We start from the raw sequence: 14122 nt of genomic DNA, 5'->3' as shown, positions 1-14122 counted from the left end.
TATGAGAGGAAAGTTAAGACCATGACGACCCCAGCAGCCCCTGCCGGCGAAAACCCCTATGGCCTGATGGCCGCGCTCGAACAGGGCGGTGCCATCGCCTGGGCGGTGTTCATCATCCTCGTGGTCATGTCGGCCGCCTCGTGGTACATTCTCTTCGTGAAGCTGTTCGAGCAGCAGAAGATCATCAACCAGGGCAAGCGCGCCCGAACCACATTCTGGCAATCGGCCAACCTTCGCGAAGGCGCCGCCAAGCTCGAGAAGAACAGCGCCTATCGCCAGATCGTCGACGATGCGGTCGTCGCCCAGGAACAGCATAGCAAGCTGACCGATCCGATCGACCAGCACGACTGGATGCTCGGCTCGCTCGCCCGCAGCCAGGGCGCCATCCAGTCGAAGCTGTCGACCGGCCTCGCCTTGCTCGCCACCGTCGGTTCGGTGTCGCCCTTCATCGGCCTGTTCGGCACCGTCATCGGCATCTACCGCGCGCTGATCAAGATCGGCGCAGCGGGTCAGGCGTCGATCGACGCCGTCGCCGGCCCGGTCGGCGAGGCGCTGATCATGACCGCGCTCGGCCTCGCGGTCGCGGTGCCGGCGGTCATGGCCTATAACTGGCTGCAGCGTCGCAACAAGGCGATCGCCGAGGAAATGGCGCGCTTCACCAACGACATTCACGGTTACATGATGTCGAACGGATCGGTGAAGCCGATGACGGCCACGCGCAGCGCGGCCAAGCCGACCGCGCCCGCCGGCACCGTCGCCACCGGTGGCGCCACCACCGGCGCTGCCAGCCCGAAGAAGCTCTGAGCGGATTTCGGCGGGGCGGCCCATGCGGGCTCCCCGCCGGCAATCGCCAGAGACGTGCACGGTACCGAGACTCGATTAGATGGGAATTAGACTATGGCCATGAGTGCAGGCCCGGCCGAAGGCGGCGACGAGACTCCGATGTCCGAAATCAACGTCGTCCCGCTGACGGACGTCATGTTGGTGCTGCTCATCATCTTCCTGATCACCGTTCCCGTCGTCATGCAGACGGTTCCGGTCAGCCTTCCGAAGGTTCGGTTCGAGCCGACGACCACCAAGCCGGAGAACGTGTCGCTCTCCGTGCGCGGCGATGGAGCCGGTGGCTGCGAGGTCTATTGGAATCTGACCCCGGTTAATTCGGAAGAACTGCTCGACCGCGCGGTGGCCAAGCTCGAAGACGAGATCGAGCGGCAGGGCGGCGTCGAGAATTTGACCGAGGAGACCATGCCGGAAGCGCATATCCGCGGAGACATCAACACGCCGTACAAGTGCATCGGCGGCGCGATCTTCACCATGCAGCGCGCCGGTTTCGCGCGGGTCGGCTTCATTTCCGAGCCACCGCCGGGCGGCGTCGTCACCCGCATGTAATCGCGCACGAATCCAGGAGTAATATACAATGTCGATGTCAATGGGCGGTGGCGAAGACGAACCGATGATGGATATCAACACGACGCCGCTCATCGACGTCATGCTGGTGCTCCTCATCATGTTCATCATCACCATCCCGATCCAGACCCACGCGGTGAAGCTCGATCTGCCGATCGACGATCCCAATGCCGTCGCGCCGCCGGTCGATCCGGTGAAGAACAAGATCGTCATCGAGCCGACGGGCGTGGTCCTGTGGAACGGCACGCCGGTCGACCCGGTGACCTTGCGCCAGTATCTCGACATCACGACGACGATGACGCCGACCCCCGAGCTTCATCTCCAGCCGCACCCCGATGCGCGCTACGAGGATGTCGACGAAGTGCTCGCGATCACCAAGCGCGCCAACGTCTCGGCGATGGGTTTCGTCGGCAACGAGGCCTACGCGAACTTCTGAGGCTGCGAAGCATCGCGACAAGATCGGGCGGTCCTTGCGGGCCGCCCGTTTTTTTTGGGCGAGGGGCGGGCGTCCGCCGGGAAGGGGAACAGCATATGGCGCGGAATGACTGGCTGATCGCCGCCGGGGGGCTGAGCGCGCTCGCGGCGTTGCTGCATCTGGCGTGCATCGTCGGAGGTCCGGACTGGTATCGCTTCTTCGGGGCAGGGGAGGGCATGGCCCGCAAGGCCGAGCAGGGCTCGCTCTATCCGGCCGTCGTCACTTTGTGCATCGCAGCCATCCTCGCCATCTGGTCCGCTTACGCCTTCGCGGGCGCCGGTCTGCTGAGGCCGCTTCCGCTCATGCGAACGGCTTTGGTGGCCATCACCGCCGTCTATCTGCTGCGCGGGCTGGTGCTGTTGCCGATGCTTGCATTCCGGCCGGATCTCGTGGGGAGCTTCGCGGTCTGGAGCTCGGCGATCGTCCTCGTCTACGGAATGGTCCACGCGGTCGGAACCTGGCGCGCCTGGCCCGTCCTTTCCACCGCCGCGGGCTGAGAGCGACCGCCGGCGATCGCGCTACGCCGCCAGCCCCTCGAACTGGAGCCGCGCTAGTCTAGCGTAGAGGCCGCCGCGGGCGGTGAGGGCGTCGTGCGTCCCTTCCTCGACGATGCGGCCGTGGTCCAGGACGAGGATGCGGTCGGCCGCCCGCACGGTGGCGAGGCGGTGGGCGATGACGATGGTGGTGCGGCCCTCGACCAGCCGGTCGAGCGAGGCCTGGACCAGGCGCTCTGATTCAGCGTCGAGGGCCGAGGTCGCCTCGTCGAGGAGGAGCAAAGGCGCGTCGCGGAGGATGGCGCGGGCGATGGCGAGGCGCTGGCGCTGGCCGCCGGACAGGCGCGCGCCGCCCTCGCCCATGAAGGTGTCGAGGCCCTGGGGGAGCCGGCGCAGGAATTCGGCGGCGTTGGCGGCCTCGGCGGCGGCCCACAAAGCGTCATCGTCCGCCTCCCACTGGCCGTAGCGCAGATTGTCGCGCGCCGAGGCGGCGAAGATCACCGTTTCCTGCGGCACCACCGCGATGCGCTCGCGGATGTCCTCGGGGTCGGCGGCCCTCACGTCGACACCGTCGAGGCTCACCACGCCCTGTTCGGGATCGTAGAAACGCTGGGCGAGCTGGAACAAGGTGGATTTGCCGGCGCCCGAAGGTCCGACCACGGCCAGCGTTTCGCCGGGGCGCACGTCGAGGCTGAAGCCGTCGAGGGCGCTCACTTCCGGGCGGGTGGGGTAATGGAAGGTGACGGCGTCGAACCGGAGCGCGCCGCGGGCCGGCTGCGGGAGCGCGACGGGAAGGGCCGGCGCCTTGATCTCGGGTACCTGGGCGAGCAACTCCGCCAGCCGCCCGGCCGCGCCGGCGCCGCGCAGCAGCTCGCCATAGACTTCGGTCAGCGCCCCGAAGGCGCCGGCGACGAGGGCGCCGGTGAAGACGAAGGCGGCGACCGTGCCGCCGGTGAGGCGGCCTTCCGAAACGTCGATCGCGGCCTGCCACATGACCCAGGTGATCGACCCGAACATCAGCGAGATGACGATCGCGGTCATCACCGCGCGCAGCCGGATGCGGCGCCGCGCCGTCGTGAACGCCTCCTCGACGGCGCTGCCGAAGCGGGCGCTCTCGCGCCTCTCCTGGCCGAACGCCTGGACGATCTTCATCGCGCCCAGCGTCTCCGACACGATCGCGCCGACGTCGGCGATCCGGTCCTGGCTGAATCGCGACACGTCGCGCAGCTTGCGGCCGATGAGCACGATAGGGAGGATGACGAGCGGGATGCCGAGCAGCAGGCCGGCGGTCAGCTTGGGCGCCAGGGTGAAGAGGTAGATGATGCCGCCGACGCCCATGACGATGTTGCGCAGCGCCACCGACACGGTGGTGCCGACGACCATCTCGATGACGGCGGTGTCGGCGGTGAGGCGCGAGGCGATCTCCGAGGGGCGGTTCTCCTCGAAGAAGCGGGGTTCGAGGCGCAGCAGGTTGCGGTGCACGGCGGTGCGCAGGTCCGCGACCACCCTCTCGCCCAGCCAGGAGACGAAGTAGAAGCGCACCGCGGTCGCCAGCGCGAGCACGATGACGATTCCGAACAGATAATAGAAATGGGTGGCGACATCGCCGCCGCCCGCGGCGAAACCCTTGTCGATGACGCGGCGGAAGCCGTCGGGGATGGCGAGCGTGGCGCCGGCGGCGATCAGCAAGGCGAGCGCCGCCACCACGATATGCCCCGGATAACGGATCGCGTGGCGCCAGATCATGGCGAGATTGCCGAGCTTTTTGGACGGAGGCGTGTCGAGGGTGGGATCGGCCATGGCCGCGGGACTAGCAGCCTCGCCCACGCCGCTCAATCGAAAGCACAGGGGCGACGGACCATTCGGACCCATCGACCGATCGGTCGGTTATTACGGTAGATTGTTGCCTCGCCTCCGCGCTATGCACGGACGGTGGGGGTGGAGGTTTAATGTTATACGACGCGTATGAAATGCAGCGCTCGCTGCTCGCCGGCGCCAGCACACTCGCCAATATCGGCGCCGGCTGGATGCAGAATCCCGCAAATCCATTTGCCTACAGCAGCATGGGGCCGATCGTGGCGTCCGCTCTGGATGTCTTCGCCCATGTGTCGGCGCCGCGCGGCAAGCCCGAATTCGGCATCGAAACGACCATCATCGCCGGCGATGAGGTCGCGGTCCACGAGGAGATCGTGCTGCGCAAGCCGTTCGGACAGCTGAAGCGCTTCCGCCGCGAGGGGATCGAGGACTCGCCGCGGCTGCTGATCGTCGCGCCGATGTCCGGCCATTATGCGACCCTGTTGCGCGGCACGGTCGAGCGGATGCTGCCCGGCCACGACGTCTATATTACCGACTGGCGCGACGCGAAGCTGGTGCCGCTTTCCGACGGGAGCTTCGATCTCGACGACTATATCGATTATCTGATCGAGTTCCTGACCCATATCGGACCCGGCGCGCACATGCTCGCGGTCTGCCAGCCGTCGGTGCCCGCTTATGCGGCGGCCGCGATCATGGCGGCCGACAAGCATCCCGCGCGGCCGAAGACCCTGACCATGATGGGCGGCCCGATCGACACGCGCGAGGCGCCGACGGCGGTCAACAGCCTCGCCACCCAGCGCCCGCACAGCTGGTTCCAGCAGAACGTCATCGCCACGGTGCCCTACACCTATCCGGGCGTCGGGCGGCACGTCTATCCGGGCTTCCTTCAGCTCGCCGGCTTCATGACGATGAACCTCGGCAGCCACCTCAACAGCCATTGGGAGATGTTCAAGCATCTCGTCGACGGCGACGGCGAGAGCGCGGATTCGACCAAGGAATTCTACGAGGAATATCGCTCGGTCTGCGACATGACCGAGGAATTCTACCTTCAGACGGTCGACGCCGTGTTCCAGCGTCATCTGTTGCCCAAGGGCGAACTGACGCATCGCGGCCGCAAGGTCGACCCGGCGGCGATCACCGATGTCGCGATCCTCGCCATCGAGGGCGAGCGCGACGACATTTCAGGCATCGGCCAGACGAAGGCGGCGCTCAAAATCTCGACTTCGCTGCCCGACGCGATGAAGCAATATCATCTCGCCAAGGGCGTCGGCCATTACGGCATCTTCAACGGCAGCAAATGGCGGACCAGGATTGCTCCCGTGGTCGAGAAATGGATCGACCGGCACGACGGGTGACGTTTCCTATACCTTGAAAACACCTACCTTATTCCTATCTCCCCCTCGGTTTCAAAATCGAAAGGAGGTGGTCCGATGTCTCATTGTCACATGTCGAACGCGGCTGAACGGGTGAGCGTCTCCTCCATGGGGGTCCGCGCCTGACGTTCCGGCCGCGAGGCTGACAATGTAAGGGCCGTCCCATCGGGGCGGCCCTTCGCATATCAGGTGCCGCTGACGGCGCGCTCCACATCGAGGGCCGCTTCGACCATCCGCTCCCAGGTATCGACATCCCCGGCCGATGCCATCTTCCGGTCGGGCTCCCGCATGGTGCGGAGGATCGACAAGGCGTCGTCGGTATATTCGTGCCAGCTTTCGTCGACATTCGGCCCCGCCGAAGGATCGTCGCCCTCCGCGTTGATGCTGAGGTCGCGGCCGGCGAGCACGCGGGCGATGCGCTCGACGAGCGTCAGGTTCGATACGGGCATTCGTCTCTCCCTCGTTGCGAGGGTAGAACGGAGGAGAAGGCGGCGGGTTGCGTCTAGTCGAACCAGGGCATCAGCAGCCGCGCGACGAAAAGGGCGGCGAGGATCCAGAGCAGGACCACGATCGCCGCGCCCCAGGCCGAGCCCGGCCGCTCCGCCGCCGCAGCGGCGACCGCGCGATGCTCCTCGAACACCCCGTCGGGGAGCATCTTCACGAATAGCCAGATGCCGAGCGGGATCAGCACCGCGTCGTCGATGAGCCCAAGGACGGGGATGAAGTCCGGGATAAGATCGATCGGCGACAGCGCATAAGCAGTAACAAGCAGCCCGAACGCCCGTGCATACCAGGGCGTCCGCCGGTCCCGCGCCGCCAGCCACGCGGCGTGGGCGTCGACGCGGATGCGGTGGACGAGAGATACGGGGCTTTTGCGCAAGCGCCGGATCACAGCACCTCGAACAATCCCGCCGCGCCCATGCCGCCGCCGACGCACATCGTGACGACGACGTAGCGGACGCCCCGCCTTTTGCCTTCGATGAGGGCGTGGCCGGTCATGCGGGCGCCGGACATGCCATAGGGATGGCCGATCGAGATGGCGCCGCCATCGACGTTCATCCGGTCGTCCGGGATGCCGAGCCTGTCCTGGCAGTAGAGGACCTGGACGGCGAAGGCCTCGTTCAGCTCCCACAGGCCGATATCATCGACGCCGAGGCCGAAGCGCTCGAGCAGCTTGGGCACGGCGAAGACGGGGCCGATGCCCATCTCGTCGGGCTCGATGCCCGCCACCGCCATGCCGATATAGCGGCCCAGCGGCTGAAGTCCCCGCTCGGCGGCGAGGCCCGCTTCCATGATGACGGAGGCCGAGGCGCCGTCCGAGAGCTGGCTGGCATTGCCGGCGGTGATCATCGCGTCCGGCCCCATGACGGGCTGCAGCGAGGCGAGGCCTTCCAATGTCGTTTCCGGCCGGTTGCCCTCGTCCCTGGTGAGCGTGATCTCCTTCATCGAGGTCTCGCCCGTGGCCTTGTCCTTGACCGCCATGCGGGCAGTGACGGGGATGATCTCGTCGTCGAACCGGCCGGCTTCCTGCGCGGCGGCGGTGCGCTGCTGCGAGCGCAACGCATATGCGTCCTGGCGCTCGCGGCTGACGGTGTAGCGCTTGCCGACCACTTCGGCGGTGTTGATCATCGGCATGTAGACGCCGTTGTGCATCGACAGCAGCTCAGGGTCTGAGCCGAGGCGCATCTCCGGCGTCTGCACGAGCGAGATCGATTCGACGCCGCCCGCGACGCAGACGTCCATCCGATCGACGATGACCTGCTTGGCGGCGGTGGCGATCGCCATCAGGCCCGACGCGCATTGCCGGTCGATCGACATTCCGGCGACGGTGACGGGAAGGCCGGAGCGCAAAGCGGCGGTGCGGCCGATCGTGGTCTGCACCCCCTGTTGGAGCGCAGCGCCCATGATCACATCCTCGATCTCCGCCGGATCGACGCCGGCGCGCTCGACAGCGGCGCGGATCGCGTGGGCGGCGAGGGTGGGGGAGGGGGTGGCGTTGAAGGCGCCGCGATAGGCGCGGCCGATCGGCGTGCGGGCGGTGGAAACGATGACGGCGTCGCGGGTCATGTGATTCTCCTGATCCTTAGGTGAAGATGAGGCCGATCCAGTCGGCCTGCAATGCCGGGCGGTCTTCGCCCTCTATTTCGACGGTGACGGCGTGGAGGAACTGCCATTGGCCCTGTCTTTTCTCCTCAACGGCGGCGAGGGTGAAATGGCCGCGGACGCGCTTGCCGGAGCGGACCGGGGCAATGAACCGGACCTTCTCGAAACCGTAGTTCACGACCATCCTGGAGGTGTCGGGAACTAGTATCGCGCCGGCCGCCATCCGGCTGAGCAGCGACAAGGTAAGAAAGCCGTGCGCGATCGTCCCGCCGAAAGGAGACCGCGCCGCCGCCTCCGGATCGACGTGGATGAACTGGCGGTCGCCGGTGACGTCGGCGAAGGTGTCGATGTCTGCCTGGCTGATCTCGATCCACGACGATGTTCCGACGACCTCGCCGACCCGCTTTCGTATCTCGTCGAGCTTCGCGACGGGCATTCGGTTTCCCCCATGATTGTCCCGGCCGGGCGGCCACCATTTCCCACCGGAAAATGGCTGTTGTGATGTAATGCGCTTTCTCGCGGCAAAACCGGTATCCACTTTTGCCTGAAAGCGCTCTAGGGGCCGGTCTAGAGCCGCGTCGCGGCGTGACACAAGTCCCTCGGGAGCAGCAAAAATGGCGGACGCTACGGCATCGGCGCGCGCGGAAATTTCACGATTGCATCGGGCCCCGGAGCCGGAGGTTCTGGCGCCATTGCTCAAGGACGCGAATCTCTCGCCCGAATCGCGGCTGCGGGTGGAGAGCCGGGCGCTGGGGATGCTCGCGGAGCTCAGGAGCGCGCAATCGTCGGGGTGGGTCAATCAGTTCCTCCAGGAATATCGGCTCAATACGTCCGAGGGTATCGCCTTGCTCTCGTTGGCCGAGGCGTTCCTGCGCGTCCCCGATCCCGAGACCGCCGACCAGCTGATCGCCGACAAGCTCGGCAATGCCGACTGGAAAGCCCATGCCGGCAAATCCCATTCGACCCTCGTCAATTCGGCGACCTGGGGGCTCGTCATCGGCCGCGCGCTCGTCAGCGACAGCGTCCAGGCGAGCGCGCTCAAGAAGCTGATCGCGCGCGCGGGCGAGCCGTTCGTCCGCCAGGCCGTCGGCGCGGCGATGCGGATGATGGGCGAGATATTCGTCATGGGCCGCACCATCGAGGAAGCCTCCGCGCGCATGAAAAAGCGCGAGAACAGGGGCTTCACCGCCAGCTTCGACATGCTCGGCGAGGCAGCGCGCACCTTCCCCGACGCGGCCCGCTATTTCGCCGCCTATGAACAGGCAATCCGCGCGATCGGCAAGGCCAGCGAGGCGGGGCATTCCATCTCGGTGAAATTGTCGGCGCTGCATCCGCGCTACGAGGTGGCCCATTATGATCGCTGCATTCCCTCGCTGATCGAGCAGGTCGAGGCTCTCGCCGGACTGGCCAAGCAGTGGAATATCGCGCTGACCATCGACGCCGAGGAGAGCGAGCGGCTGGAGATGAGCCTCGACATCATCGAGACGGTGGCGGGGCTGCCTTCGCTCAAGGGCTGGGACGGGCTCGGCATGGCGGTGCAGGCCTATGGCAAGCGTTGCCGGCCGACCCTGGCCTGGGCCGACGCGATCGGCGCCGCCACCGGCCGCCGCATGGCCGTGCGGCTGGTCAAGGGCGCTTATTGGGACAGCGAGATCAAGCATACGCAGGAGCAGGGACTGGCGGACTATCCGCTGTTCACCCGCAAGGCGGCGACCGACGTCTCCTACCTCGCTTGCGCCAAAGACATGCTGGCGGCGAAGAACATCTATCCCGCCTTCGCCACCCACAATGCGCTGACCGTCGCGACCATCCTCGAATGGGCCGGCGACAGCCGCGATTTCGAGTTCCAGCGGCTGCACGGCATGGGCGAAGGCCTGTATGAGAGCCTGGTGCGCGAGCAGGGCTATCATACCCGCATCTACGCGCCCGTCGGCGGCCATCGCGACCTTCTCGCCTACCTCGTCCGGCGGTTGCTGGAGAATGGCGCCAATTCGAGCTTCGTCCACCAGCTCGCCGACGAGAAACTGACCGACGCCGATATCCTCGCCGATCCGGTGGCGAAGATCGCGGCCGTGGGCGGCACCCGTCATCCCGGCATCCCGCTGCCGAAGGACCTGTTCGGAACGGAGCGCTCGAACAGCGAAGGCATCGACCTCAACGACCGGCCGGAGCTGGCGCGGGTGGCGAAGGAGGTCGGCACTCCACTGCCTTTCCTCCGTCATCCCCGGGAAGGCGTGGATGACGCCAAAGCGGCGGTGTCGCGCGCGGTGGCCGGCTTCGCGGCCTGGTCGACGCGGAGCATCGAGGATCGGGCTGCCTGTCTGGAAAGGCTCGCGGACTTGCTGGAAGAGCATCGCGACACCTTGATGGCGATCGCCGTGCAGGAGGCGAAGAAGACGATCCCCGACGCGCTCGGCGAAGTGCGCGAGGCGGTCGATTTCTGCCGTTATTATGCCGTGCAGGCGCGCAAGGGCCTGCAACCGGTGGAGCTTCCCGGGCCGACGGGCGAGCGCAACCTGCTACGCATGGAGGGACGCGGGGCCTGGCTCTGCATCGCGCCGTGGAACTTCCCGCTGGCCATCTTCCTCGGCCAGGTGTCGGCGGCTCTGGTGGCCGGCAACACGGTGATCGCCAAACCGGCGCCGCAGACTCCGGAAATCGCCGCTTATGCCGTGGGCCTCGCCCATGCCGCGGGAATCCCCGAGGACGCGCTGGTGCTCGCGATCGGCGGGCCGGAAACGGGCCAGGCGCTGGTCGAGGATGTGCGCATCGCCGGAGTCGCCTTCACCGGCTCGACCGCGACCGCCAAGCGTATCGCCCGCACCTTGCTGGCGGACGATGAACGGCCGATCGTGCCGCTCATCGCCGAGACCGGCGGCATCAACGCGATGATCGTCGATTCGACCGCCTTGCCGGAGCAGGTGGTGCAGGACGTCGTCACCTCCGCCTTTCGCTCGGCGGGTCAGCGCTGCTCGGCGCTGCGGGTGCTGCTGCTCCAGGAGGAGATAGCGGATCGGACGCTCGAAATGCTGTCGGGCGCGATGGACACTTTGATCGTCGGTGATCCGGCCGATCCGCGAACCGATGTCGGGCTGGTGATCGACAGGCAGGCCTATGACCGGCTGATGGGCCATCGCGCCGCCAGCCAGGATCGCTGGATCAAGACGGTGGCGGTGCCGGAGGAGGGGCTGTTCGTTCCGCCCACCGCGATCCGGGTCGATCGCATCGAGGATGTCGCCCGCGAATGGTTCGGGCCGTTGCTCCACGTCACCACCTGGAAGGCGGGGCAGCTCGGCGAGACGATCGCCCGCATCAACGCCAGCGGTTTCGGTCTCACCATGGGCCTCCACAGCCGCATCGCCCGCGCCGCCGACGCGGTCGAGGAGGTCGCGAGGGTCGGCAATCTCTACGTTAACCGCTCGATGATCGGCGCCATCGTCGGCTCGCAGCCGTTCGGCGGCGAAGGACAGTCCGGCACAGGGCCCAAAGCGGGCGGGCCGCATTACCTGCCGCGATTCTGCGCCGAGCGGGTGACCTCCACCGACACGACGTCTTCGGGCGGCAATGCGACGCTTTTGTCGCTGGACGACGTCGGCATCTAGGGATTGGTCGAAGGCGGTGCCGGCTTGGTCGCGCGACGCTGTCGCGCGCCGTCGCTTCGCGCGACTGGCGAGGCGACCAGTTGAACGCAATGAGGCGCGGATGCTCTACCACCTTTCGATCGAGGCCGACGACCCCGGCCATGTCGCGGACGTCTTCGCGGAAATCTGGGGCGGCGTCGCGCTCCCTTTCCCGTCGGTGATCGACGGCAGCTGGGTGGCGCTCGCCGGCGACGAGCGCGGCACGATGATCGAAGTCTATCCGCGCGGCACCGAATTGCACGAGATCGAGGGCGACGCCGACGCCATCGGCCTGCCCGGACGTCCGCGCCGGAACAACGCCACCCATATGGCGATGGCGACCCATCTGGACGTGCAGGCGATCTTCCGTATCGCCCGGCGCGAGGGCTGGATCGCCAAATATCGCAAGCGCGGCGGCGTGTTCGGAGTCATCGAGATGTGGATCGAGGATTGCCAGATGGTCGAGATATTGACGCCGGAGATGCAGCGCGAATATCAGAAGGCGATCACGGTCGAGAACTGGCGGCGCATGCTCGCCGCCCGCGCCGCGCTGGTGCCGGCGGCCGCCTGAGCCGCACAGGCCGAACGCTTGGTATAGGAAGCTTCACCCGCCCAGGTTCTCGGTCGCGACCATCTTCACCTGCGGGTAGGGCATCACCATGGTGCCGTCCGGCGCCGCGGTGAAGGTGGTCTGGGTCGGATAGGCGAATTCGACGCCGAGTTCCTGGAAGCGGCGCAACATGCCGAGCATCACCTGCTGGCGCGTGCCCATGAATACGGCGTAATCGGCGGCGTCGACATAGAAGACCAATTCGAAATCGATCGACGAAGCGCCGAACTGGAAGGCGTGGGCGCGGTCGAAGGTGGCGAAGGGCTGGGCCTCGACGATCGCCTTGAGCTCTTCAGGGATCCGCGCCAGCAGGTCGGCTGGGGTCTGGTAGATGAGGCCGAAAACCATCACCACGCGGCGCCGTTCGAGCAAAGCCCAGTTCTGGATCCTGGTATTGAGCAGGTTGGCGTTGGAGATCACCACCTCCTCGCCGCCGATGGAGCGGATGCGCGTGCTCTTGAGGCCGATATTCTCGACCGTTCCGGTCATCTGATCGAAGGTGATGCTGTCGCCGCGGCGGAACGGCCTGTCGAAGATGATCGACAGCGCCGCGAACAGGTCCGAGAAGATGCCCTGCGCGGCGAGCCCGATGGCGATGCCGCCAATGCCGAGGCCCGCGACGAGACCGGTGACGTTGACGCCGAGATTGTCGAGGATGAGGATGATGGCGATGGCGAACAGGGCCACCGACACCAGCAGGCGGATGATGCCGATGGCGGAGCCAAGGGTGCTGTTTTCCTCCGCCTCGCCAACGCGGTGCTGAATGAGGCCGAGGATCAGCTCGCGCACCCAGATCGCCGCCTGGAAGGCCGCCGCGATCACGAACAGGAAATTGATCGCGCGCAACAGGCCCGGCGGGGTCGCCGCATATTCGGCGACGATCTCGGCCGAGCACATGATGATGAAGAACAGGCTGGTCTTCGACAGGACGCGGCCGAAGATGGCGCGCCAGCGAAGGTCGGCCGTGTTGTCGCCGATCAGGCGGTGGCCGAAGGCGCGCAGGCCGAGCAGGATCAAAGCGATCACGGCGCCGATCGCACAGGCGATCAATATCTCGAGGCTGTTGCCGGTCACCCAGGCGGAGGTCGCTCCGGCAAGCTCCACGGTCTTTTCGGAAAGGTTTTCGGCGGCATCTGTGACGGTGCCGTTGCTGTCATTGGTCATCAAGCTGCCTTGGTCTCGGTTTCTGCCGCGGCGGCCTCATTCTCCAGGAATTCGATCAGGCCCCGCTCGGCGCTCGACAGATATTTGGTCGCGCGGGGGCATTGCAACCCGCCGAGCGGATCGCGCGGGTTCTGCTTCACCGCTTCGATCAGGGCGGGATGGACATAGGATTTGCGGCTGATCGCCGGGGTATTGCCGAGCGCCTCGGCCACTGGCTCCAGCATCTCCTTGAGACTTATGCCTTCTTCCCCGGCGCCGCAGATTTGCTCGAAAGCGATCGTGCTCGCGCCCCAGGTCCGGAAATGCTTGGCGGTGAATTCATCGCCCATGGCCTCGCGGATATAGGCGTTGACGTCGCTGGAACCGACCGCGCGCGGATCGCCCTCATCGTCGACGAACTGGAAAAGCTGCTGGCCCGGCAGATCCTGGCAACGCCTGACCAGCCGGGTGAGGTTGCCGTCGGTGACCGACAATTCCTGGAGCTTGCCGGATTTGCCCTGGAACCGCATCTTGACCGTCTTGCCTTTGACGCGCGCATGGCGGTTGCGCAGCGTGGTCGCGCCGAAGCTCTTGTTCGCCTTGGCATAGCTTTCGTTGCCGATCCGGATATGGCCGAGGTCGAGCAGCCGAACGACGGCGGCGACCACCGTTTCGCGGTCCAGTTTCCGGCCCGCCATGTCCTCCTCGACCCGGGCGCGCAGCAGCGGGAGGGCGCGCCCGAAGCTTGCGCAGCCGTCATATTTGGCGGCCTCCTGCTGGGCCCGGAAATCGACATGGTAGCGGTATTGCTTCCGCCCCTTGTCGTCATAGCCGATCGCCTGGATATGGCCTTCCGGCGAGGGGCAGTACCAGGCATCCCGATATGCGGGCGGGAGGCCGATGCCGTTCAACCGGTCGATCTCGTCCCGGTCGGCGATGCGCTCCCCCTTGGCGTCGAAATATTGCCAGTAGCGGCCGCGCCGCTTGCGGGTGATGCCGGGCAGCGCGTCGTCGACATAGCAGAGCATCGGCGGAACTTTCCTTTCGTGACAGCGCGATAAAGGTTCGCGCCGCCGCTTCGT

General features: G+C 66.3%; 14 protein-coding genes. 7 read left to right on the top strand and 7 right to left on the bottom strand.

Features of this window, described 5'->3' with window-relative positions; genetic code table 11:
- Window positions 1–21: 21 nt before the first annotated feature.
- The 4 genes from ACFQRC_RS03790 to ACFQRC_RS03775 all read left to right on the top strand — a co-directional run bounded on the left by ACFQRC_RS03790 (window position 22) and on the right by ACFQRC_RS03775 (window position 2379).
- Window positions 22–804 (top strand): MotA/TolQ/ExbB proton channel family protein, encoded by a 783-nt coding sequence (locus ACFQRC_RS03790; RefSeq protein WP_379957903.1) that lies wholly within the window; start codon window positions 22–24, stop codon window positions 802–804.
- A gap of 93 nt (window positions 805–897) precedes the next feature.
- Window positions 898–1389, top strand: coding sequence for an ExbD/TolR family protein (locus ACFQRC_RS03785; protein ID WP_379957901.1), 492 nt, complete (start codon window positions 898–900; stop codon window positions 1387–1389).
- A gap of 28 nt (window positions 1390–1417) precedes the next feature.
- Window positions 1418–1843, top strand: a complete 426-nt coding sequence (locus tag ACFQRC_RS03780) for an ExbD/TolR family protein (RefSeq protein WP_379957899.1) — start codon at window positions 1418–1420, stop codon at window positions 1841–1843.
- A 95-nt stretch (window positions 1844–1938) separates the two neighbouring features.
- Window positions 1939–2379: a hypothetical protein gene (locus ACFQRC_RS03775; RefSeq protein ID WP_379957897.1), complete on the top strand. Its 441-nt coding sequence runs from the start codon at window positions 1939–1941 to the stop codon at window positions 2377–2379.
- 21 nt (window positions 2380–2400) lie between these two features.
- Here the strand turns inward: ACFQRC_RS03775 and ACFQRC_RS03770 are convergent, their stop codons facing one another.
- Window positions 2401–4176: an ABC transporter transmembrane domain-containing protein gene (locus ACFQRC_RS03770; protein WP_379957895.1), complete on the bottom strand. Its 1776-nt coding sequence runs from the start codon at window positions 4174–4176 to the stop codon at window positions 2401–2403.
- A 149-nt stretch (window positions 4177–4325) separates the two neighbouring features.
- On the opposite strand from ACFQRC_RS03770, the gene ACFQRC_RS03765 reads away from it, so the two are divergent.
- Window positions 4326–5546: a polyhydroxyalkanoate depolymerase gene (locus ACFQRC_RS03765; RefSeq protein WP_379957893.1), complete on the top strand. Its 1221-nt coding sequence runs from the start codon at window positions 4326–4328 to the stop codon at window positions 5544–5546.
- Between the two features lie 203 nt (window positions 5547–5749).
- On the opposite strand, the gene ACFQRC_RS03760 is transcribed toward ACFQRC_RS03765, so the two are convergent.
- The 4 genes from ACFQRC_RS03760 to ACFQRC_RS03745 are packed head-to-tail and all read right to left on the bottom strand — an operon-like array spanning window position 5750 to window position 8103.
- Entirely contained in the window at window positions 5750–6013 is a 264-nt protein-coding gene (locus ACFQRC_RS03760) for a hypothetical protein (RefSeq protein ID WP_379957891.1), read from the bottom strand.
- Between the two features lie 53 nt (window positions 6014–6066).
- Window positions 6067–6444, bottom strand: a complete 378-nt coding sequence (locus ACFQRC_RS03755; RefSeq protein WP_379957890.1) for a YkvA family protein — start codon at window positions 6442–6444, stop codon at window positions 6067–6069.
- 8 nt (window positions 6445–6452) lie between these two features.
- On the bottom strand, window positions 6453–7631 hold the full coding sequence (locus ACFQRC_RS03750; RefSeq protein ID WP_379957888.1) for an acetyl-CoA C-acyltransferase: 1179 nt from the start codon (window positions 7629–7631) through the stop codon (window positions 6453–6455).
- 16 nt (window positions 7632–7647) lie between these two features.
- Window positions 7648–8103: a MaoC family dehydratase gene (locus ACFQRC_RS03745; protein ID WP_379957886.1), complete on the bottom strand. Its 456-nt coding sequence runs from the start codon at window positions 8101–8103 to the stop codon at window positions 7648–7650.
- Between the two features lie 178 nt (window positions 8104–8281).
- Here ACFQRC_RS03745 and ACFQRC_RS03740 point away from each other — a divergent pair, with 178 nt between their 5' ends.
- Window positions 8282–11269: an L-glutamate gamma-semialdehyde dehydrogenase gene (locus ACFQRC_RS03740; protein WP_379957884.1), complete on the top strand. Its 2988-nt coding sequence runs from the start codon at window positions 8282–8284 to the stop codon at window positions 11267–11269.
- 100 nt (window positions 11270–11369) lie between these two features.
- A complete protein-coding gene (locus ACFQRC_RS03735) occupies window positions 11370–11858 on the top strand; it encodes a hypothetical protein (protein ID WP_379957882.1) in 489 nt (162 codons plus the stop codon).
- A gap of 33 nt (window positions 11859–11891) precedes the next feature.
- Here ACFQRC_RS03735 and ACFQRC_RS03730 read toward each other — a convergent pair whose 3' ends face one another.
- Both ACFQRC_RS03730 and ACFQRC_RS03725 read right to left on the bottom strand, forming a co-directional pair.
- Window positions 11892–13061, bottom strand: a complete 1170-nt coding sequence (locus tag ACFQRC_RS03730) for a mechanosensitive ion channel family protein (protein WP_379957880.1) — start codon at window positions 13059–13061, stop codon at window positions 11892–11894.
- A complete protein-coding gene (locus ACFQRC_RS03725; RefSeq protein WP_379957878.1) occupies window positions 13061–14068 on the bottom strand; it encodes a DNA topoisomerase IB in 1008 nt (335 codons plus the stop codon). The genes ACFQRC_RS03730 and ACFQRC_RS03725 overlap by 1 nt, the downstream gene beginning before the upstream one ends.
- Between the last annotated feature and the right edge of the window lie 54 nt (window positions 14069–14122).

Origin of the sequence: Enterovirga sp. GCM10030262 (assembly GCF_042666435.1) — a bacterium.
GTDB lineage: Bacteria > Pseudomonadota > Alphaproteobacteria > Sphingomonadales > Sphingomonadaceae > Allosphingosinicella.
Note: the sequence above shows the minus strand (reverse complement) of the source record. Positions and strands in the feature narration are given on the sequence as shown.

Coding starts and splice junctions, on each gene's coding strand:
- ACFQRC_RS03750 (WP_379957888.1), bottom strand. CDS start 7,631: ATGACCCGCGACGCCGTCATCGTTTCCACCGCCCGCACGCCGATCGGC.
- ACFQRC_RS03780 (WP_379957899.1), top strand. CDS start 1,418: ATGTCGATGTCAATGGGCGGTGGCGAAGACGAACCGATGATGGATATC.
- ACFQRC_RS03765 (WP_379957893.1), top strand. CDS start 4,326: ATGTTATACGACGCGTATGAAATGCAGCGCTCGCTGCTCGCCGGCGCC.
- ACFQRC_RS03770 (WP_379957895.1), bottom strand. CDS start 4,176: ATGGCCGATCCCACCCTCGACACGCCTCCGTCCAAAAAGCTCGGCAAT.
- ACFQRC_RS03745 (WP_379957886.1), bottom strand. CDS start 8,103: ATGCCCGTCGCGAAGCTCGACGAGATACGAAAGCGGGTCGGCGAGGTC.
- ACFQRC_RS03775 (WP_379957897.1), top strand. CDS start 1,939: ATGGCGCGGAATGACTGGCTGATCGCCGCCGGGGGGCTGAGCGCGCTC.
- ACFQRC_RS03725 (WP_379957878.1), bottom strand. CDS start 14,068: ATGCTCTGCTATGTCGACGACGCGCTGCCCGGCATCACCCGCAAGCGG.
- ACFQRC_RS03760 (WP_379957891.1), bottom strand. CDS start 6,013: ATGCCCGTATCGAACCTGACGCTCGTCGAGCGCATCGCCCGCGTGCTC.
- ACFQRC_RS03790 (WP_379957903.1), top strand. CDS start 22: ATGACGACCCCAGCAGCCCCTGCCGGCGAAAACCCCTATGGCCTGATG.
- ACFQRC_RS03730 (WP_379957880.1), bottom strand. CDS start 13,061: ATGACCAATGACAGCAACGGCACCGTCACAGATGCCGCCGAAAACCTT.
- ACFQRC_RS03785 (WP_379957901.1), top strand. CDS start 898: ATGGCCATGAGTGCAGGCCCGGCCGAAGGCGGCGACGAGACTCCGATG.
- ACFQRC_RS03740 (WP_379957884.1), top strand. CDS start 8,282: ATGGCGGACGCTACGGCATCGGCGCGCGCGGAAATTTCACGATTGCAT.
- ACFQRC_RS03735 (WP_379957882.1), top strand. CDS start 11,370: ATGCTCTACCACCTTTCGATCGAGGCCGACGACCCCGGCCATGTCGCG.